At 69.6% G+C, this 16,285-nt stretch carries 20 protein-coding genes and 1 tRNA gene; 3 read left to right on the forward strand and 18 right to left on the reverse strand.

What is annotated here, in order from left to right; translation table 11 throughout:
* Positions 1–13: 13 nt before the first annotated feature.
* Positions 14–616, forward strand: coding sequence for an AAA family ATPase (locus ACGF0J_RS36805; RefSeq protein WP_393153707.1), 603 nt, complete (start codon positions 14–16; stop codon positions 614–616).
* Here ACGF0J_RS36805 and ACGF0J_RS36810 read toward each other — a convergent pair.
* Together ACGF0J_RS36810 and ACGF0J_RS36815 are read right to left on the reverse strand one after the other, a co-directional pair.
* Positions 613–849: a hypothetical protein gene (locus ACGF0J_RS36810; RefSeq protein WP_393153708.1), complete on the reverse strand. Its 237-nt coding sequence runs from the start codon at positions 847–849 to the stop codon at positions 613–615. The genes ACGF0J_RS36805 and ACGF0J_RS36810 overlap by 4 nt on opposite strands.
* Positions 849–1,064: a DUF6158 family protein gene (locus ACGF0J_RS36815; protein WP_393153709.1), complete on the reverse strand. Its 216-nt coding sequence runs from the start codon at positions 1,062–1,064 to the stop codon at positions 849–851. The genes ACGF0J_RS36810 and ACGF0J_RS36815 overlap by 1 nt, the downstream gene beginning before the upstream one ends.
* Before the next feature lie 104 nt (positions 1,065–1,168).
* Here ACGF0J_RS36815 and ACGF0J_RS36820 point away from each other — a divergent pair, with 104 nt between their 5' ends.
* Entirely contained in the window at positions 1,169–2,101 is a 933-nt protein-coding gene (locus tag ACGF0J_RS36820; protein WP_393153711.1) for a LysR family transcriptional regulator, read from the forward strand.
* On the opposite strand, the gene ACGF0J_RS36825 is transcribed toward ACGF0J_RS36820, so the two are convergent.
* Positions 2,070–2,696 carry a histidine phosphatase family protein gene (locus ACGF0J_RS36825; protein ID WP_393153713.1) on the reverse strand — a complete coding sequence of 209 codons (627 nt, stop codon included), beginning with the start codon at positions 2,694–2,696 and terminating at the stop codon, positions 2,070–2,072. The genes ACGF0J_RS36820 and ACGF0J_RS36825 overlap by 32 nt on opposite strands.
* A gap of 157 nt (positions 2,697–2,853) precedes the next feature.
* Between ACGF0J_RS36825 and ACGF0J_RS36830 the strand changes: the two genes are divergently transcribed.
* Positions 2,854–2,927, forward strand: a tRNA-Ile gene (locus ACGF0J_RS36830).
* A 145-nt stretch (positions 2,928–3,072) separates the two neighbouring features.
* Here ACGF0J_RS36830 and ACGF0J_RS36835 read toward each other — a convergent pair.
* From ACGF0J_RS36835 to ACGF0J_RS36905, 15 genes are all read right to left on the reverse strand, one after another.
* Complete coding sequence (locus ACGF0J_RS36835) at positions 3,073–4,476, reverse strand: tyrosine-type recombinase/integrase (protein ID WP_393153715.1); 1,404 nt, start codon at positions 4,474–4,476, stop codon at positions 3,073–3,075.
* A complete protein-coding gene (locus tag ACGF0J_RS36840; protein WP_393153717.1) occupies positions 4,476–4,676 on the reverse strand; it encodes a helix-turn-helix transcriptional regulator in 201 nt (66 codons plus the stop codon). Before ACGF0J_RS36840 ends, ACGF0J_RS36835 begins: the two co-directional genes overlap by 1 nt.
* 182 nt (positions 4,677–4,858) lie before the next feature.
* Positions 4,859–6,076 (reverse strand): DUF3631 domain-containing protein, encoded by a 1,218-nt coding sequence (locus ACGF0J_RS36845; RefSeq protein WP_393153719.1) that lies wholly within the window; start codon positions 6,074–6,076, stop codon positions 4,859–4,861.
* Between the two features lie 40 nt (positions 6,077–6,116).
* On the reverse strand, positions 6,117–7,031 hold the full coding sequence (locus ACGF0J_RS36850; protein ID WP_393153721.1) for a bifunctional DNA primase/polymerase: 915 nt from the start codon (positions 7,029–7,031) through the stop codon (positions 6,117–6,119).
* Between the two features lie 122 nt (positions 7,032–7,153).
* Positions 7,154–8,206: a phosphoadenosine phosphosulfate reductase family protein gene (locus ACGF0J_RS36855; protein ID WP_393153723.1), complete on the reverse strand. Its 1,053-nt coding sequence runs from the start codon at positions 8,204–8,206 to the stop codon at positions 7,154–7,156.
* The gene (locus ACGF0J_RS36860) at positions 8,184–10,136 is read right to left on the reverse strand and encodes a DNA polymerase (RefSeq protein ID WP_393153725.1); all 1,953 of its coding nucleotides are present in this window, start codon (positions 10,134–10,136) and stop codon (positions 8,184–8,186) included. The genes ACGF0J_RS36855 and ACGF0J_RS36860 overlap by 23 nt, the downstream gene beginning before the upstream one ends.
* The gene (locus tag ACGF0J_RS36865) at positions 10,133–10,417 is read right to left on the reverse strand and encodes a hypothetical protein (RefSeq protein WP_393153727.1); all 285 of its coding nucleotides are present in this window, start codon (positions 10,415–10,417) and stop codon (positions 10,133–10,135) included. The genes ACGF0J_RS36860 and ACGF0J_RS36865 overlap by 4 nt, the downstream gene beginning before the upstream one ends.
* Positions 10,418–10,507: 90 nt before the next feature.
* Complete coding sequence (locus ACGF0J_RS36870; RefSeq protein ID WP_393153729.1) at positions 10,508–10,999, reverse strand: single-stranded DNA-binding protein; 492 nt, start codon at positions 10,997–10,999, stop codon at positions 10,508–10,510.
* 187 nt (positions 11,000–11,186) lie between these two features.
* On the reverse strand, positions 11,187–11,405 hold the full coding sequence (locus ACGF0J_RS36875; RefSeq protein WP_393153731.1) for a hypothetical protein: 219 nt from the start codon (positions 11,403–11,405) through the stop codon (positions 11,187–11,189).
* 140 nt (positions 11,406–11,545) lie between these two features.
* Complete coding sequence (locus ACGF0J_RS36880) at positions 11,546–13,852, reverse strand: cell division protein FtsK (RefSeq protein ID WP_393153733.1); 2,307 nt, start codon at positions 13,850–13,852, stop codon at positions 11,546–11,548.
* On the reverse strand, positions 13,849–14,136 hold the full coding sequence (locus ACGF0J_RS36885) for a DNA sulfur modification protein DndB (RefSeq protein WP_393153747.1): 288 nt from the start codon (positions 14,134–14,136) through the stop codon (positions 13,849–13,851). Before ACGF0J_RS36885 ends, ACGF0J_RS36880 begins: the two co-directional genes overlap by 4 nt.
* Positions 14,136–15,110 (reverse strand): hypothetical protein, encoded by a 975-nt coding sequence (locus ACGF0J_RS36890; RefSeq protein ID WP_393153735.1) that lies wholly within the window; start codon positions 15,108–15,110, stop codon positions 14,136–14,138. The genes ACGF0J_RS36885 and ACGF0J_RS36890 overlap by 1 nt, the downstream gene beginning before the upstream one ends.
* Positions 15,107–15,652 carry a hypothetical protein gene (locus ACGF0J_RS36895; RefSeq protein ID WP_393153737.1) on the reverse strand — a complete coding sequence of 182 codons (546 nt, stop codon included), beginning with the start codon at positions 15,650–15,652 and terminating at the stop codon, positions 15,107–15,109. Before ACGF0J_RS36895 ends, ACGF0J_RS36890 begins: the two co-directional genes overlap by 4 nt.
* Complete coding sequence (locus ACGF0J_RS36900; RefSeq protein WP_393153739.1) at positions 15,649–15,798, reverse strand: hypothetical protein; 150 nt, start codon at positions 15,796–15,798, stop codon at positions 15,649–15,651. The genes ACGF0J_RS36895 and ACGF0J_RS36900 overlap by 4 nt, the downstream gene beginning before the upstream one ends.
* Positions 15,795–16,178, reverse strand: coding sequence for an RRQRL motif-containing zinc-binding protein (locus tag ACGF0J_RS36905; RefSeq protein WP_393153749.1), 384 nt, complete (start codon positions 16,176–16,178; stop codon positions 15,795–15,797). Before ACGF0J_RS36905 ends, ACGF0J_RS36900 begins: the two co-directional genes overlap by 4 nt.
* Between the last annotated feature and the right edge of the window lie 107 nt (positions 16,179–16,285).

Below are 16,285 nucleotides of genomic sequence, written 5' to 3' on the forward strand. Positions count from 1 at the left end.
GCGCACGGGCACCGTGAACACGCGCCCCGGCACGGTGTGGGTGGTCAGCGGGCCGCCGGGCGCCGGCAAGTCCACCGTCGCGGCCGAACTGCTCGCCCGCCTGTCGCCCGTGCCCGCCCTGCTCGACAAGGACACCGTCTACGGCGACTTCGTCGCCGCGGTCCTCGCGGGCCACGGCAGGCCGTACAGCGAACGCGAGGGCCCCTGGTACGACCAGCATGTCAAGCGGCACGAGTACGCCGGGCTGACCCGGCTCGCCCGGCAGATCCGCGGCCACGGGTGTCCGGTGCTGCTCGACGGACCGTTCACCGGGCAGGTCCACGCGGCGGAGCGGTGGGCCGGATGGGTGGCGGAGCTGGGCGGCCCGCCGGTGCGCCTGCTGTGGGTGCGCTCGGACGGCGAGACGCTGCGCGAGCGGCTGCGGAGGCGCGGGCTCGACAGGGACGCGGGCAAGCTGGCGGCCTTCGACGCGTTCCTGGAGGCGATCATGGTGGACGTGCCGCCCGCCGTGCCCCATCTGGAGATCGACAACCGGCGCGGCGCCCCGTCCCCGGCCGCCCAGCTCACCGCGGCGGGCATCCCCCCGCGGCGTGAACCCCGGCGGACCGGCTCCTAGTACTCCAGCCCGAAGGTGTGCGGGCCCAGACCGAACCTGTCGCCCTTCGGCACCACGTACCCCTGCTCGATGAGCGTGGTCAGGCTCCGCCGTACGTCGTCCTCCCCCAGCCCGGTCGCGCGGACCAGCGCGCCGAGCTCCGCGGGATCCCCGCCCACCGCGTCCGAGGCGACCGCCTCGTACACGTGGATGTCGACGTCCGACAGGGCCTGCACGTCGTGGTCGCGGGCCATCAGCGCTGCCTCGCTCCCTCGCGCAGGCGGCCGGGATCCACGTCGCGCTCGGGACAGCGGCGCAGGTACTCGCTCTCCAGCTCGTTCGTCCGCGATGTGTGCCGCGCCAGCGCGTCGTCCGAGCCGTGCAGCAGGGTGTCGGTCCGGGTCGCGTGCAGTTGCCGCAGCTCACGCAGCAGGTCGTCGTCGTCCAGGTCTCTCGGATCAATGCCCATCGTCGTCATGGGAACCCCCTACCCCGGAAGGAGCTCGACAATATCAGTCACATTTCCTGACATAAGGCATTGTCGGGCGGGAAAGACCGCCTTACCTTCCGGTTATGGACCTTGAGCTCAGGCACCTCAGAATCGTCCGCGCGATCGCGGACGCGGGAAGTGTGAGCAAGGCCGCCGCTCTGCTCGGGCTGGCCCAGCCGGCCCTGACCGCCCAGCTCAAGCGCATCGAGAGGGCCCTTGGCGGCACCCTGTTCGAGCGCGACCGGCACGGCGCCCGGCCCACCCGCCTCGGCGAGCTGGTCATCGCCAGGGCCCGGGTGCTCCTGCCCGCCGCGCAGGAACTGCAGGACGAGGCGGCCCGGTTCGTCCACGCCCCCTCCCCGGGGGTCCGGATAGGCGCCACCCACGGGCCCATCCTCGGCGGCCTCGTCGACCGGCTCGCCACCGAACGTTCCGTCACCACGTACACGAGCTGGTCCGCACACGAACTGGTCAGCCGGGTGGAGCTCGGCCGCCTCGACTTCGCGCTCATCGGCGCCTGCGGCGACAGCGGCGCCCCCGCCGGAACGCTGCCGTGGGAGACCGTCAGCGTGGATCCCGTGTTCGTCCTGGTCAGCGAGCACCACCCGGCGGCCGCGGAGAAGGAGGTGGCGCTGGCCGACCTCGCGGACCAGCAGTGGGCGGTCACCCCCTGCGACGGCTGCTTCGCCGACTGTTTCGCCATCGCCTGCGCCCGTGCCGGGTTCACGCCGGGCACCATCTACGAGACCGACGTGTCCACCTGCATCCACCTCGCCCAGGTCGGCCGCGCCGTCGCGCTCTGCCAGGCCACCCACCAGCCCGCGGCGGGACTCGTCATGCTGCCGCTGGCCGGCACGCCACTGCGCTGGCGGCACCTCCTCGGCCGCCACCCCACCGCCGCCGACGCCGCCTGGGTGCTCTCCCAGGCCCGCCAGGCCCACGCCGAAGCGGTACGGCGCAGCCTCGTCTACAGCGACTGGCTGGTCAGGAACACCGGCTTCGGCACCGTGTCATGACCCCCCACCCCACCGGCCCCCACCCCAGCGTGTCGTACCCCAACCCGCATCGCCACCCAGCCTTCACCCCAGCAGGAACTCCCACCCCGGCCGCCACGCGAACGGCGCCCCCCACCAACTCCTCCAGCGGCACCCCGTCGAGCAGATACTGCAACGCCCACCGGTTCGCCGAGTGCGCGATCACCAGCACGGAACACCCCTGCCACTCCGCCCGCAACACCTCCTCCAGGAACGCCTCCGTCGCCGCCACCACCTCCCGGTAGCTCTGCCCGCCCGGCCACGGCCTGTCAATGTGCCGGCGCCGCAACTCCGCCACCTCACGCACCGGCCGCCCGTCATACACCCCATAACCGCACTCCCGCAACCGCGCGTCGAGCCTGACCTCCCTGCCACCCCCGAACGCGATCTCCGCCGTCTGCACCGCACGCCGCAGATCCGAGGCGTACACCACGTCCACGTCCCGCCGCCGCGCCCCCAGCTCGGCGGCCGCCTCCCGCCCCGCCCGCGACAACTCCCCAGGCAGCCACCCGGTGGCGATCCCCGCCTCGTTGTCCACGGTGATCGAATGGGTCTCGTACACCAGCCGCACGCCCACCGCGCGAAGCTACCCGCTATGCCCTGGGCGTACGCACCGAAGACCGGCTCGATCAACTCCCGGGACCGTGGAATGATGTGCGAGGCGGCACGGCGGGACCCCATGCTCTAGCCTTAGCGTGCGCGTGGGCATCGCCTCACCGTGACAACTGAATCCAGGGGCGGTAGCTCAGCCGGTCAGAGCATCGGACTCATAATCCGTGGGTCGTGGGTTCAAGTCCCACCCGCCCTACTTCTCCAGAACAGCCAAAACCCCCGCCTGACCTGCACTGTTGTGCTGGGGCGGGGGTTCTTCGTGTCCGGCTGTCTACGGCTCTCGCCGAGCGTTTGCGGGTACCTGTGCCAAATACGTGCGCACGTTCGTGGCGGCCTGGCGATCACTCATCGCGGAGTGCGTCAGCTATGCGGCGCTTCGCCGCCTCGTCTTGGCCAACGATGCACTTGGCGTAGATCCTGAGGAGGACATCCACGCTGTGACCTGCCCACTCCGCTACCTGTGTGGCCGGGACGCCTGCGTTGAGCCAGGTCGAGACGCAGGCGTGGCGCAGGTCGTAGGGCCGCTTGGCCAAGGGGGACCGTACCTCCTTGTCGGTAAGGGCGTTCTCGCGTGCCTTGTTCCATACGCGCCGGTAGGTGATGTAGGGCAGTTCGCTGGCGCGTATGCCAGTAAAGAGGCGTTCCCCGGGGCCGGGGGCGAACTCGGCGAGGTGGGCGCGGAACAGCTTGGTGAGCGGTGGCGGGCAAGGAACGATACGTATCACTCCCTCTGTGCGGTGCTTGAGGGCGCGTTCCTCGCGCAGGCTGCCATCGTCGGTCCATTCGCGGCCGGCGAACGGGGCCGCGCTGGCGAAGTGCAGTTCTCCCCAGTCGTTGGCGGGTTCTTCCATCTGTCCCGTCTCGGCGTTCTTGACCAGCTCGGGAATGATGATGTTGTCCTCTCTGAGGTTGACGGCTTCCTCTGGGCGAAGCGCGGCGTAGTACATCGCGCCGAAGAACGCCACGAGCCGCTTTCCGCTGGGTTTCTGCGCTTCGACCTCGGCGAGAAGGCAGCGCGCCTGCGTGGGGTTGACCACGCTGCGTCTATCTACTTCATAGGTGACTTTGGGTGGCTTCCATCTGAGCGACTTGATCGGATTCGAGTCCAAGAGCTTTAGCTCTACGGCGTAATCGAGCGCGTTTTGAAGGATGGTCTTGTGGCGGCGAATTGTGCTCGTGGCGGCCGGTTTGCCGTTCAGACGCGAGGTTGCCATATCGAGCATGCCGCGGAGGGTGGCGGCCTCGGCGAGATCGGAAACCGGCCTGGTGTGCTTGGCCAGCCACGCCAGCACCTCCGCAGTTTCCTCCTGTGCTTCGTCTCGTTGCTTAGTGTTGAACGCCCATCGGCGCATGGCCGTGCGTAGCTCAAGGTCGGCGGGCTTGCCTTTGTCGCTCACGAGCATGGCGGGTGTCGCTGCGGTAAGAGCGCGGGCGATATCTTGCCGGTACTTCGCCGAGGCGGCTTTCCATTTGAAGTCGGCGAACTTGCAGGCGAACTCGTACCACGTCATTTCGGGCCGCACGGTACGGCTCCACTTCACGGGCTCGCCAGTGAGCAGGCTGAACGCTTCTCCCTTGCGCGCGGCGGCCTGTAGTTCCCCTCGGTACGTGTCTGCCTGCGCCGCCTTCCGGAAGGGCCTTCGCCACACCCTTCCGGCTTTCCATCGCACGTAGTACGTATTGGCCTTTTTGCCCTTGTAGATCTCGGTCTTGTAGATGCGCACGTCGTAGGTAATGTCCTTCATCAGGCGGCGTCCTCTCGGGCGTTGAGCCAGCTATCGAGGTCGGCGCGCCGGATGCGTAGGTCGCCGTTCGGCAGTTTGATGCAGCGTGGGGCACGGCCTTTCTGCCGCCAGTCGTAGAAGGTGGATCGGGAGATCTGGAGTTCGGCGCAGACCTCAGGGAGGGTGAGCATTGCGTGAAGACGGGTGACGGTGGCAGCCATCTGGCATGTTCCTTCCGGGCGTGTGATCGGAGCGGAGCGGGTGGCCTCGGCGTCGTGTTGGTGGCTGTCGCCGAGGGCGATCAGGCGGGCGCAAGGGCCGGTTTTGAGGGGGGTAGCCGTACCAGCCGTACCAGCCTCGTTTTTGCTGGTCAGAGCCGGTACGGCTTTTTGGGTGGTACGGCTTAAGCCGTACCAGGGGTGCAAGCCGTACCGCTTTGACCTGCGGAGTTGAGGCTGGTACGGCTGGTACGGCTTCCCCTGGCAAAGGGCACGACATCGCCGTCTTCGGCAGGCTCGCGCGCTTGATCGTCGCCGGCCGGTGAGGGCTCGGCGGCCGGGCAGTAGCGCGCCCATGCATCGGCGAAATCCGCCCGATGGTAGCCCTTGACTTGTCCGATCGGTCGCGGGAATCGGATGGTGTCTGATCGGATGTCGTACTCGCGCAGCATGGTGCCGAGCTTCATCGCGGTCAGCCCAGTGGGACCGTGCTCGTTCCAGCCCCATTCCGGGTTGGCCTTGAGCCGTTCCAGCAGGAGCGCGGTCGGGATGGCGGTGTCGGTGCCGAACGCGGTGCGGCAGTCGCTCAACAGGCGCAGCCCCGGGGAGGGCCGGCCGTTATCGTCGGCCTCGGCGGTGAGGGCCAGGGCGGCGGCGCGGGCGCGGTCGGGCCAAGTGTCGCCGGCGTGGTCGGCAACGATAATCAGGGGTTCCCAGGTGTCGGCAGCGCGGTCTTCCACGGGCATGGCAGGTTCGGCCTTCTCCAGGGCGGTCAGGTCGGCGCGCAGCCATCGGTTGAGGCGGTCGGCCAGTCCGCGAAGCGGTGTGCGGTCGCGGCGGTGGCGGTAGGGTGCGGCGTTCTCGCCGGGGGCACGGCGGCGCATGCGGATGACCACGGCGCGGTCTTCGATCGTGTCGGGCATGGCGCCGATGCCGGCCAGTGCTGCCATGGCGAAGGTCGGGATGGACTCGACACGGTTGGCGTTGGCGTCGTAGCGTTTGGCCGGCCGGTTGCGCTGGTGTCCGGCATTCAGCAGGCCGCGCAGGTCCTCGTTGCCGTCTGCTTTGGGGCCGAAGATGGTGTCGGCCTCATCGACCAGCAGGGTCGGCGGATCGTCGGTGATGGAGCGGTAGACGGCGGCGGGTGTGGAGTTGACGGTGATGAACGGCTCGTGGCAGGTGGCCTCCACGATGTCGAGGAGCCGGGATTTGCCGCAGCGCTTTTCGGGGCCGCGGATGACCAGGCGCGGGGCGTGGGGCCAGGCGGGTTGTGCGTGGGTGGCGGCGATCCACAGCGTGACGGCGTCGGCGGCCTCGGCGCTGGGCAGGATGACGTATCGGGTCATGGCGGCGCGGAGCTGGTTGAGCAGGTCGGCGCCGGCGGGCGGGTGACGTTGGCTCATGGTGTGTCTCCCTGGTCGGGTTGAGGCGGCGGGTTGCGGTTCATGCGGCGCGTATGCCGGCGTCGATGCCGTAGCCGATGACGGCGGCCAGCGTGTGGGGCGGCCGGGGGTCGCGGCTGTGGCGGTTGGCGGTCTCGGCGGCGGCCTGTAGGGCGTGTTCGACCAGGTCGCGGGGTAGCGCGCCGCGGGCGATGAGCTTGCCGAGTTTCCAGGCGGCCAGGTTCAGGGCGCGGTTGCGGCCTCCGTCCGGGGCGGTGGCCACCCGTTCGACTTCGCCGGTCAGGGCGGCGTGGCCGTAGGCCGACAGCCGGCGCGCGGGCAGGCTGGCCAGCAGCTCCGGGATTGTCGTTGTGGCGGGCGGCGGTGGCGGTGGGGTGAGCGCGGCGGCCAGCCAGCCGGGTAGTGGGGCGGGCGGCCGGTCGCGGGTGAGGGTGTAGGGGCCGGTGCCGTCGCGGGCGGCCACGTGGCTGCCGGGGGCGACGACGTAGCCGCCGCGGGCGCGGGTGTCGATGAGCCAGCCCAGGCCGTTGCCGCGCCGGCCGGTGGTGTTGCCCAAGTCCAGGCCGGGCGGGGCGGTGAAGTACAGGTGGGTGCCGCCGCGGCGGGTGCGCACGGTGAAGGTGTCGTCGGGGTAGGGCTGGCCGTGTTCGGCGCACAGATCGCGGAAGACGTGCTCTCCGGTGGCCAGGCCACGTGCGGCGTAGGCGGCCGGCGGTTGCTCGCCGGGTTTGGGTAGGTCCAGGTCGATGACCAGCAGCCCAGAAGGGCCGCATGCGATGCCGACGTTGTAGGGAGCGCGGCGCCACCAGGTGGCCAGCCGGTTCGGGTCGGTGGTGGCGTTGTGCTCCCAGCGGGTGAAGCCGCGGGCCGGATATTTCCCGCCTGGAGTGATCGGGAAGACGTGCCAGCCACGCCGGGCGGCGGCCGTGGCGGCGGTGAGCAGGTCGTCCATCATCGCGCCTTTCGCTTGCGCAGGTTACGGGCTTGATCGGGCGAGACTTCCCCCAACTGGTGGCTTGTCGGATGGTCGGTAGGGGCCACCAGTTGGGGGATGGCGCCCGGGCTGGCGGAGGGTGTCTAAGCGGCTTGTGGAAGTGCGGGTGCGGGCGGACACGTTGGGGTCAGCAGGCCCTGCTTGGTCCACAGGTCCATCAGGTCGGTTTGGCCGGGGCGGCTGGGACACTTGCCGCACAGCCGGCCGGCGATGGTGCCGGGTTTGGTGGTGTCGCGGCTGCCGGGTGGGCGCTGTCCCCACTTGCATGCGGCGATGCCCGCGGCCTGGACTTTCTTCTCCAAGCCTCGGATGTAGTAGGCGGTCTTCGGGTAGAAGAATTCGATCTCCTCTAGTTCGCCTTCTTTGGCGAAGCAACCGCACAAGCACTCTCCGGACATGTGCAGGTGCTCGGAGACGGGGTTGCGCCGCAGGTGGAACCTGGCGCGATATTCGGCCATCTGGGCGTTGGTGAAGTGCACGATGGGTGAGCACCAGATGATGCCGCCCTCAGGATCGATCTCTTCGGCGTTGCGCATGCGCCGGTCGGACTCGTCCCACCGCATCCCAGCCAGGTAGAGCACCTTCTCGCGCCGGCCTCGGCTGCCGATGATGGCAGCCCGGTTGCGCTGCAACGGCTCATCCTTGAGTCGCCGGTACATGACCTTGTGGGAGTCCCCGCCGGGGCCGGGCATGCCGACCCACACGGCGCGCTTGCCGGCGTTGGGGCCGGTGCGGGCCAAGATCCGCCCCTGCACGAGGTCGGCGTAAGAGTCGCGTGGGTGAAGCTCTCGAAGCGGCAGATTCCAGCCCCGGGCCACGTCCCGAACGTGTTGTCTGGTTTCCTCGATGCCGATGCCTGTGTTGACGTGCACGACGGCGTCATGCGGCGAGGAGTCCAGGTAGCGCTGGACCAGGTGCAGCAACACCGAGGAGTCGTTGCCGCCGGAAAACAGCGCTTGGCGGGCCACGATGGGATAGCGGTCCAGGGCTTCGGCAATGATGTCGTGACTGCGCTGGATCGCCTCCTCCAGGGTGCGGGCCGGCGGCGGCTGAGGCGCCTTAGTCGGCTGCTTGGTGACGGCGTCGGGCATGCCGGGCAGCATGTCCATCTGATCAGTGGCGTAGCGACGTCCCATCGGGGTCTCCAGGAGCGGTTAGGGCGGGAGTTGAGGCGGCGAAGGACGCGGGCTGGCTGCCCATGTCGTCGGGCAGGTGGCCCCAGTGGGTGCCGAGGACTTCGGCCTCGGCCACGATGGGCACTCCTCGGAAGGTGGTCGTCATGGCCTGCTGAAGGGCATCGCGCAGCCGGCCGGCGTCATGCTCGGGGGCTTGGATGATGACCTCGTCATGGACGAACAGCCACAGCTTGGCCTCGGGGTGGGCGGTGGCGAAGGTGTAGACGGCGGCCAGCAGCAGGTCACGGGCGGTGGACTGGACCATGTAGTTGCCATTGGCGTAGCCGCGGGCGGGGTCGGCGGGGATGCGCCGACCGCTCGGGGTGATCACCTCTGACTGACCGGCAAGGCGTTTGGTGTAGGCGATCACGCGCGGGTAGGTGGACTGCCACCGGTCGATGACCTGCCGGGCGACCTCGGGAGTGACGCCGGTCTGGCCGGCCAGCGCGGTAGCGCCGCCGCCGTACAGGGTGCCGAATGTGCACCGCTTGGAGATGGTGCGTTGCTCTTTGGTGTAGCCAGGGCCATACATGAGCGCGGCGGTGGCGTCGTGGATGTCGGTACCCGAGGCGATGACCCGCCGCAAGGTGGGGTCACCGGACAGGGCGGCGGCCACCCGGACTTCCACTTGCGAGAAGTCGCACGAGATGAGCACGTGGCCGGGGTCGGCGCGGAAGCAGTGCCGTAGCCGCGGGTCATGCTTCTTGAGCGTCTGCAACGCGGGACCGGTGATGGACATGCGGGCGGTTTTCGCCCGAAGGGTGTTGATCTGCGGGTGGACGCGGCCGGCGGTGTCGGCGGCACGCAGGAACGCGGTCAGGTTGGCAATCAGGTTGGACGTGCGGGCCATAACCTGCCGGGCGGCCAACAGCTCACGCACCTGCGGGGGCAGCGCGCCGGCGTGCCGGTCGGTCAGGGCGGTGAGGGTGTCGGCGGTGACTTGGAGGCGGCCGGTCGGGGTACGCGGCAGGTCGGTGACACCGGCAGCCCTGAGCTGGTCGTCCAACCAGGCGGCGAAGCGAGGTGAGCCGCCGGGGAAGCCGAGTGTCTGGTGGATGCGGGTCTCGGCGGCGTGGTGCTCACCTCGGATCTGGTCGAGCAACGCAGTGGTGTAGGGCCGGTCCAGCAGCAGGCCGCGGATGGTGATGCCGGTGGCGCGTGCGGCCAGCCATTGCTCCATGCGCACGAGGTGGGTGAAGTCCAGGCAGTGCCGCAGCAGCACCGGCAGCAGGCGGCGCACGTAGACGGCGTCCAGGCCGGCGTAGACGACGTAGGTTTCGTCCGTGGCCGGGAGGTGGTTCCAGCCCCAGGTCAGCCAGGCGTTGCCGGCGCGGTGCCCGACCGGCGCCAGGGCGCGCATCCGGGCGTGCAAGGCGGCCTCGGCGTGCTTCAGGCCGTCGTCCAGGTGGCGGCCGGTCAGCTCTTTGAGGCCGTGGCCGGCACGTTCGTCCGGGTCGATCAGCTTGGAGAGCAGGTGCGTGTCGATGACACGCTGCCCAAGTGCGATGCCGAACGCTGCCCACACGGCCAGCGGGTCGTAGGTGGTGTGGGTGACGAACCGGCGCGCGGGATCGGCCAGCGTGGCATAGATGGCGGCCCGTTGGGTCGGGTCGGACGGGTCAAGGACCCACGCCTCGGCAGGTGAGCCGAACTGGACCAACCGGACGGTGAAGGCGGCGTCGAACTGGCGCGGGCCTTTGTCGTCGATGGCGCTGGTCTCGACATCCAGCCCAAGCATCGCCTCACCTGCGGTGAAGCGGGCGAACGCGGCCAGCTCGAACCTGGCAGGGCTGTGGATGGTCATGGTGTGACCGGCGTGCTCGCGCACATAGCAGGCCGCCGAACCTGACACGGTGGGCACCGTGGCGGGTGTCGTGGGCGGGGTGGTCATCGTGCCTCCGTGGGGTGGCAGTACGGGCAGGTCCACAGCACCGGCGCGGCGGTAGGCAGCACGGCCGGGCGGTGGCACGTCGGGCAGGCGGGTGATCGTGGGGCGGGCAGCGCGGCGGCCAGCCAGCCATAGCCGTCACCACGGAGTTCGGCATCGCTGGCGGCGGGGTCGGTGGCCTGGTAGGGCACGCCCGATACCGCGGTGCCGGCCAGGTCGGTGGTGACGGTGAACAGCGAGGCTTGGTCATCAGTGCGCACCGGGGCCAGAGCGGGTGATGGCATGAACGCGGCTCCTTCCGGGTGGGGTGCTTCGGGACGGCGGTGGCATGGTGGGGCCGGCCGCCGTCCCAAAGCGGCCATGGACGAAGCGGTTTAGAACGGGGGCTCGTCGCCGTTGCCACCCGCCGCCCCAACCGGGGCCGGGGTGGCGCTGGCCCAGGGGTCATCAAAGGCGCCGGGCGATGCCGGGGCGCCGTTGCTGTTGCGCTGGCCGTTGCCGCGGGCGGCCTTGACCGGCCGGGCGGTGGCGAACCGCAGCGAGGGGCCGATCTCATCCACGGTCATCTCCATGACCGTGCGGCGGTCGCCGTCGCCGGTCTCGAACGTGCGCTGTCGCAACCTGCCGGTGGCGATGACGCGGGTGCCGCGGGTCAGGGATTCGGTGACGTGCTCGCCGAGGTCGCGCCAGGCAGAGCAGCGCATGAACAGCGGCTCGCCGTCCTCCCACTGTTCGATGCTCTTGTTGTAGACGCGCGGGCTGGAGGCGATGGTGAAGCCGGCCACGGCGGCGCCGGTTTGGGTGTAGCGCAGTTCGGGGTCGGCGGTCAGGTTGCCGATGATGGTGATCGTGGTCTCGCCAGACATGGCGGTTTCCTTTCAGACCGGGAGGTGGGTGTGGGTTGGTGCGATCAGAGCCAGACGTTGAACTGTTCGCCGCAGTCGTCGCACCGGTAGGTGATGGTCACGGCGTCGAAGTGGCGACTTGCGCCGTGGGTTTCCCGGGCGCAGCGGTGGCTGCCGCATGACTCGCACGCGATGGGCGGCATGACGGTTAGCGGGTGCCGTCGTGGTGCAGGCGGCGGAGGTAGACGTAGAGCTGCCAGCCGAGGCGGGGCCGCATGCCGGTGCCCTCGCAGGCGCGGCAGGTGCGGTTCTTGCCTCCCGGGGCGCAGCGTCGGCAGGTGCCCCACGGGGAGGCGTAACACCAACTGATGTAACAGACAGTGACGATTGGCAGGCAGACGACTAGCAGGGAGATGATGGTTGCCACGGTGGCCTCCAGGCCGGTTTTCAGGGGTTGCCGCAGGTCAGGGTCTAGGAGCTAGATCCCTGGTAGAGGGCGGCTTTCGGGTCTAGGGGAACCTCTAGACCTAGAGGGTGTGGCCTCTAGATCTAGAGGCGATCGGGCGGTTAGGAAGCCGCCCCGGAACCCCGCCGCTTGTCACTCTCCGTGACGGCGGTCAGGATGTCGTCGCGGGCGATGCCGATGCGGTTGGCGCCCTTGCCGCCGCCCTCGGGGGTGCCCCACACCTGCATGGTGCGCACTCCGTACGGCTTGAGCGCGGTGGTGAGCTGAGCCGTCTTGGCTCCGCCCTCCAACGCATCCCAGGCGCCGTAGACCTCGGGGCGCAGCTCGGCCAGGCGGGCGATAACGACCTCGTTCCACACCTTGGCCTCGGACGCGGGCACCACGGCCAGGATGTCGGCCAGCAGGTCATAGCTCGGCGTGAGCTGTTCGGGCGTCTCGCCGAGGGCGTGCCCGGACAGGGTGCCGGCGGCCTTGCGCAGCGCGTAGGCGCGATCGGCGATGAGCTGGGTCTGTGGCGTGTCCAGGTAGGCCGACTTGACCACCTTGGGCATCGGGGTCGCGCCGATCAGGTATCCGGTGCCGGCGTCGCCGCCCTTGTCCGGAGGCCCGGGGACGAACATGGTGGCGCGGATGCCATTCTTGTAGGCGGACGTGCCGAGGATCATGTCGTTCTCGGTCTGGCCAGCCACCCGCAGGCAGAACCGGATGGACACGTTCGCCGAGATGCCGGTGGGCAGGCTGTCTTTGTCCGGGCGCTGGGTGGCCAGGATCAGGATCACGCCGAGGGCGCGCCCCAGCTTGATGATGAACTCGGCATCCTCGCCCGCCTTTGCCCCGTACGTAGGGTGGGCGAACAGGTTCTGGCACTCGTCGAAGATGGCCACCAGCGGGTGCAACCCGAGAGAGCGCTTGTCGGCGATCTGCCGGGTGACCTTCTTGTCCGGGCACAGATCCGGCGGCACCGTCTTGAGCGCTGCCGTGCGGCGCATGACCTCCTTGCGCAGCAAAGCCAGCGAGTCGGCGGCGTAGGCGATGGCCTCGTCTTGAATCCCGGAGACGTAGCGGTGGCAGACCTTCTCGAACGGGTCGAGGTCGCCGGTGCCCTTCAGTTCGTGGAACCAGCCTTCGGCAGTCGGGTCGAGCATGACGCCGGCGGCCAGCTCGCGCACGGAAGCGGTCTTGCCCTGGCCGGGCAGGGACCCGATCAGCATGTTGTGCTCGATGAACGGCACGGTGACCAGCCGGCCGCGCGGGTCGTTGCCGAACGGGACGCCCTTGAACAGGTCGTGGGAGGTGGCCTTGAGCAGGGGCGACTTGACGATGGTCTTGGATAGGTCCTTGTCGCCTACCCACAGGATCAGTCGTCCCTCGTGGATGGAGGGGTCGCCCTCGGGCCAGATGCAGCCGAGCGGGCGACGTAGCGCGCCGGACATCCGGTCGCGCTTGTCGAGGATGTCGCCCACGGTCACGCCGTAGGGCAGATCGATGTCGGCGCGCCAGCCGGGGCCGTCGCGGGTGATCGGGGCCACGAACCGGATAGCCTCCTTGGGGTTCTTGGACATGGCCTGCGTGATGCCGGCGATGCCAAGGGAGGTCAGCGCGCGGATGACGATGTCGCTGGTCAGCTTTTCCACGGTGGAGGCCAGTACGGCGCGTTCGATCAGCGGGCGGTCGGCGGGCTTGCCGAGAATGCCGAGAGCGGCCAGCGCCACGGCGAGTGCGCCCCACTGCACGGCGGCCGGCTGGTTGGCCACGATGATGGCCGTGATCAGCAGCGTGACCAGCACCACCAGCGCAATCGGAACCCTCAGCCGGACGCGCGAGTCGCGCTGACGCGACAGCTTCAGGTACACCTCGGGGTCGGCCTTCTGCACGGTGGCCACCCGTACCGGCTCGCCTTCCAGGTCGAATGTCCAGCGCACCATGCCGCCGACCAGCCGGGCCAGGCCGCGCGGGGAGCGGAAGGCCAGCCGGCCGGCGTATAGCGGGGTGCGGGTGGCCTGGTAGGCGGCCACGTGGCCGTAGTGCTTGCCGAGCCAGGTCAGGGTTTGCAGCGCCTCGGCGCGCGAGCGCAGCCACAGCGGGACCACCGGGCGGCGGGTGCGCATCTTGGCTTCCAGCTCGGCACGCCAGTCGCGGTCCTCCTTGCCCGGCTGGTCAACCCTGACGACCTGGCCTTCCAGGATCGTACTGTCGGCAGCGGGGGCCGGGCTGGTCGGCTCGGGGTCGTCGTCGGGGCGTTTTGCCGGGGCGTAGGGGTGGCGGCCGGCGCGGGCGGCGTCCAGGTGGACGATGTCCGCGTCCTTGCCGTCGTCGGCCTCGGCGGCGGGCTCGGGAGCGGTGGCCGCCGTGTCGTCGCTCGTGGTCGGTTCGGGCTGGTCGGTGGGGTTGAACGGGTCATGCGTCATGATGGGATCACCTCGTGTGCGTTGCAGCGGGCGGGGTGGCAGGGCGCGGACTGGTCTTGGCGGATTGGGTCCGCGCCCTGCACGTCACATGCGATGGGTTGGCGAAGATGATTCACGGTGAGTACGACGTTCTGGTGATTCTTGGAGACACGACCGCCGATGATCGCGCGCCCCTCCCAGTACGAGTTGGTGCGTGACCACTCAAACCCCGTAGATGGCGCGAGCCGTGGCTTCCAGTCCTCAGCCCACTTGGTGGCCAGGAGGAGGCTGGCGCGGAAGGTCATCACGCGGCCTCCTGAGCGAGGGCGTCACGGACGGCTCGGGCGTCGTCCATGCCGCACCTGAGTGCGCGCTGAATCCTGTAGGCGCTCGGGGCGGCGGGCAGAGTGCCGGCCGCGATGAGCACCTGTGCGCGTTCGATCAGCGCGGCCACCTCAGGACTGATGAGCCTTACCCGATCACCGGTGTTCGCGCTGTACGTAAGGCCGGTAAGCCCTCGGTCGGCGGGGGTTTCGCGGGTGGGGTCGAGCCGGGCGAACGCGGCCAGGATGATGGGCAGGGCGGTGACGATGGCCACAGCCACGATCGGTCCCAGGGTGTGCAACACCAGTCGGGAGATGGTGAAGTCGTCGTCGGTCCAGGGCAGGTAGGGCCAGGCGTTCATACCGAGTGTCAGCCCGAGGAACAGGTACTCGATGCGGATCAGCTTGGGGTTATCGAGCGGCTGCCCTTGGGTGCCGAGGTAGGCACGTGCCCCGACGATGCCCAGCAGGGCAATGGACATGAACGGTTCGACCAGCCATGCGAAGATCCAGCCGGGCGACCAGGCGGGGGCGCCCTCGGCGGCGAAGTGCTGCACGCCGGCGGTGGACCAGGCCAGCGCCAGCGCCAGGGCGACCATGAGGGCGGTGGTCAGCAAGCGCCGCATGCGGGCGGCCTGCCAGGCGCGCATCTCGGGGTCTCGGCCGAGCCGGTGCAGGCGGGCGGCCTCGTGGGCCTTCTTGCGGCGCCGGCGCACCCGGGGCGTGTCCAGCAACAGGGGCGTGTTGTCGGTCTGGAGCGCGGCCAGGGCACGGGCCTCGGCGACCTCGGCGCGCAACCGGCGCACGCGCTTGGTCTGGCCGGCCTCTTCCGGGTCGTCCGGGTCGGCGGGCGGCGGGTACGGCGATGTCGGCTCCAACAGGTGGTGTTCGATCTCGGCCAGGGCGCGGGAGATGTCTTCCGGTCCCGGCTCGGGGGTCGGGATTGCGGTGGTCATGATGCTTTCCTCCAGTCGGACTTGGTGGTGTGGGCGGGGGTCGAGTCGCCGTTCCACAGGCGGCGTAGTCGGTGCACGGCGGCGATGTCGGGCAGGTCCTTGGGGCGGCGGGCGCGCTGTTTCCAGGCCAGAACGTCGCCCAGGCGCATGAACGGGATGCCGTCGATCAGGTCGGCGGAGTCGATCAGGTAGTCAGTCGGCCAACCGGGCGTCCCGCGGTCGACAAACTCGATGGCGGCGCGCGGGTGGTTGACGACCAGGCCGTACCCGGAGAGGGCCGTACGCGGCGGCATGCCGAGCGAGAGCACCTTGGCCCAGGCGGGGCCGCGGGCCAACACGTCAAGGTCGCCCATGCGGGTGCGCAGGCCGCGCACGTACAGGGCGGCGCTGCCGCACACCACGTACTCACCGAGTGGCAGGGCCAGGCGTGCCAGCTCCGCGAACAGGCCTGCCGGGTCGCTCACCAGGACCGGCGGGGCAGAGACCACCGACAGTCGAGGCGCGGCGGCCTCGGCCGGTGGGCAGATGGTGAGGCCGCTCACGGGGACTCCAGGCGGATGATGAGGTTGTCCAGGTCGATGGCGACTGCTTCGAGCACGTCTTGACGGTTGCTGTGTTCGTTGTTCAGCTCGGTCTCGATGCGCTCGCACAGGGCGCACAGTTCGGCGCGGATCTCGGTGACGTTCATGCGGCGGCCACCTCTTCGGCGCAGTCGAGGCAGGTGCCGAGGTGGCGCGGCAGCACGTAGCCGACATCGCGCAGGCACTCGGGGCAGGTGCGGCGGGCGGCGTTGGCCTTGCCGAGGGCGGCGCGCTGGCGGGCGGTGGGGGTGCGTTTGGGAAGGGCGAGCCGCACGTCGTACAGATAAGCGGCACGTACGCCGGCCGCGCCGTGGCGGCGGGAGCGCCACAGGACTTGGGCCTGTACGCCCTGCCCGCCGGGTCGTAGCCCTTCAGCAGTAAGTTGCCGCAGGGTGAGCAGGTGGGGCGGGGCCATCTTCCGCGGGTAGGTGGGGATGCCGTACTGGCTCCCGGTCGGATCCCAGAACGCGGCGCGGATGCGGGACATCACGCAGCCTCCTTAGAGCGTGACTCATTTGGTGGTTGCTCGTTGTATGGGTCGTGGAAGTGTTCCTGCAGCGGCTGGTGCCTGATGAGTTATGGGAGATCTTTCAG

The organism is Nonomuraea sp. NPDC047897, assembly GCF_043204415.1.
Taxonomy (GTDB): Bacteria; Actinomycetota; Actinomycetes; order Streptosporangiales; family Streptosporangiaceae; genus Nonomuraea.

Excerpts from the sequence above, each read along its gene's own strand:
- ACGF0J_RS36810 (WP_393153708.1), bottom strand. The coding sequence starts at position 849 with ATGGCCCGCGACCACGACGTGCAGGCCCTGTCGGACGTCGACATCCAC.
- ACGF0J_RS36815 (WP_393153709.1), bottom strand. The coding sequence starts at position 1,064 with ATGGGCATTGATCCGAGAGACCTGGACGACGACGACCTGCTGCGTGAG.
- ACGF0J_RS36820 (WP_393153711.1), top strand. The coding sequence starts at position 1,169 with ATGGACCTTGAGCTCAGGCACCTCAGAATCGTCCGCGCGATCGCGGAC.
- ACGF0J_RS36835 (WP_393153715.1), bottom strand. The coding sequence starts at position 4,476 with ATGAAGGACATTACCTACGACGTGCGCATCTACAAGACCGAGATCTAC.
- ACGF0J_RS36840 (WP_393153717.1), bottom strand. The coding sequence starts at position 4,676 with ATGGCTGCCACCGTCACCCGTCTTCACGCAATGCTCACCCTCCCTGAG.
- ACGF0J_RS36845 (WP_393153719.1), bottom strand. The coding sequence starts at position 6,076 with ATGAGCCAACGTCACCCGCCCGCCGGCGCCGACCTGCTCAACCAGCTC.
- ACGF0J_RS36850 (WP_393153721.1), bottom strand. The coding sequence starts at position 7,031 with ATGATGGACGACCTGCTCACCGCCGCCACGGCCGCCGCCCGGCGTGGC.
- ACGF0J_RS36855 (WP_393153723.1), bottom strand. The coding sequence starts at position 8,206 with ATGGGACGTCGCTACGCCACTGATCAGATGGACATGCTGCCCGGCATG.
- ACGF0J_RS36860 (WP_393153725.1), bottom strand. The coding sequence starts at position 10,136 with ATGACCACCCCGCCCACGACACCCGCCACGGTGCCCACCGTGTCAGGT.
- ACGF0J_RS36865 (WP_393153727.1), bottom strand. The coding sequence starts at position 10,417 with ATGCCATCACCCGCTCTGGCCCCGGTGCGCACTGATGACCAAGCCTCG.
- ACGF0J_RS36870 (WP_393153729.1), bottom strand. The coding sequence starts at position 10,999 with ATGTCTGGCGAGACCACGATCACCATCATCGGCAACCTGACCGCCGAC.
- ACGF0J_RS36880 (WP_393153733.1), bottom strand. The coding sequence starts at position 13,852 with ATGACGCATGACCCGTTCAACCCCACCGACCAGCCCGAACCGACCACG.
- ACGF0J_RS36885 (WP_393153747.1), bottom strand. The coding sequence starts at position 14,136 with ATGACCTTCCGCGCCAGCCTCCTCCTGGCCACCAAGTGGGCTGAGGAC.
- ACGF0J_RS36890 (WP_393153735.1), bottom strand. The coding sequence starts at position 15,110 with ATGACCACCGCAATCCCGACCCCCGAGCCGGGACCGGAAGACATCTCC.
- ACGF0J_RS36900 (WP_393153739.1), bottom strand. The coding sequence starts at position 15,798 with ATGAACGTCACCGAGATCCGCGCCGAACTGTGCGCCCTGTGCGAGCGC.
- ACGF0J_RS36905 (WP_393153749.1), bottom strand. The coding sequence starts at position 16,178 with ATGTCCCGCATCCGCGCCGCGTTCTGGGATCCGACCGGGAGCCAGTAC.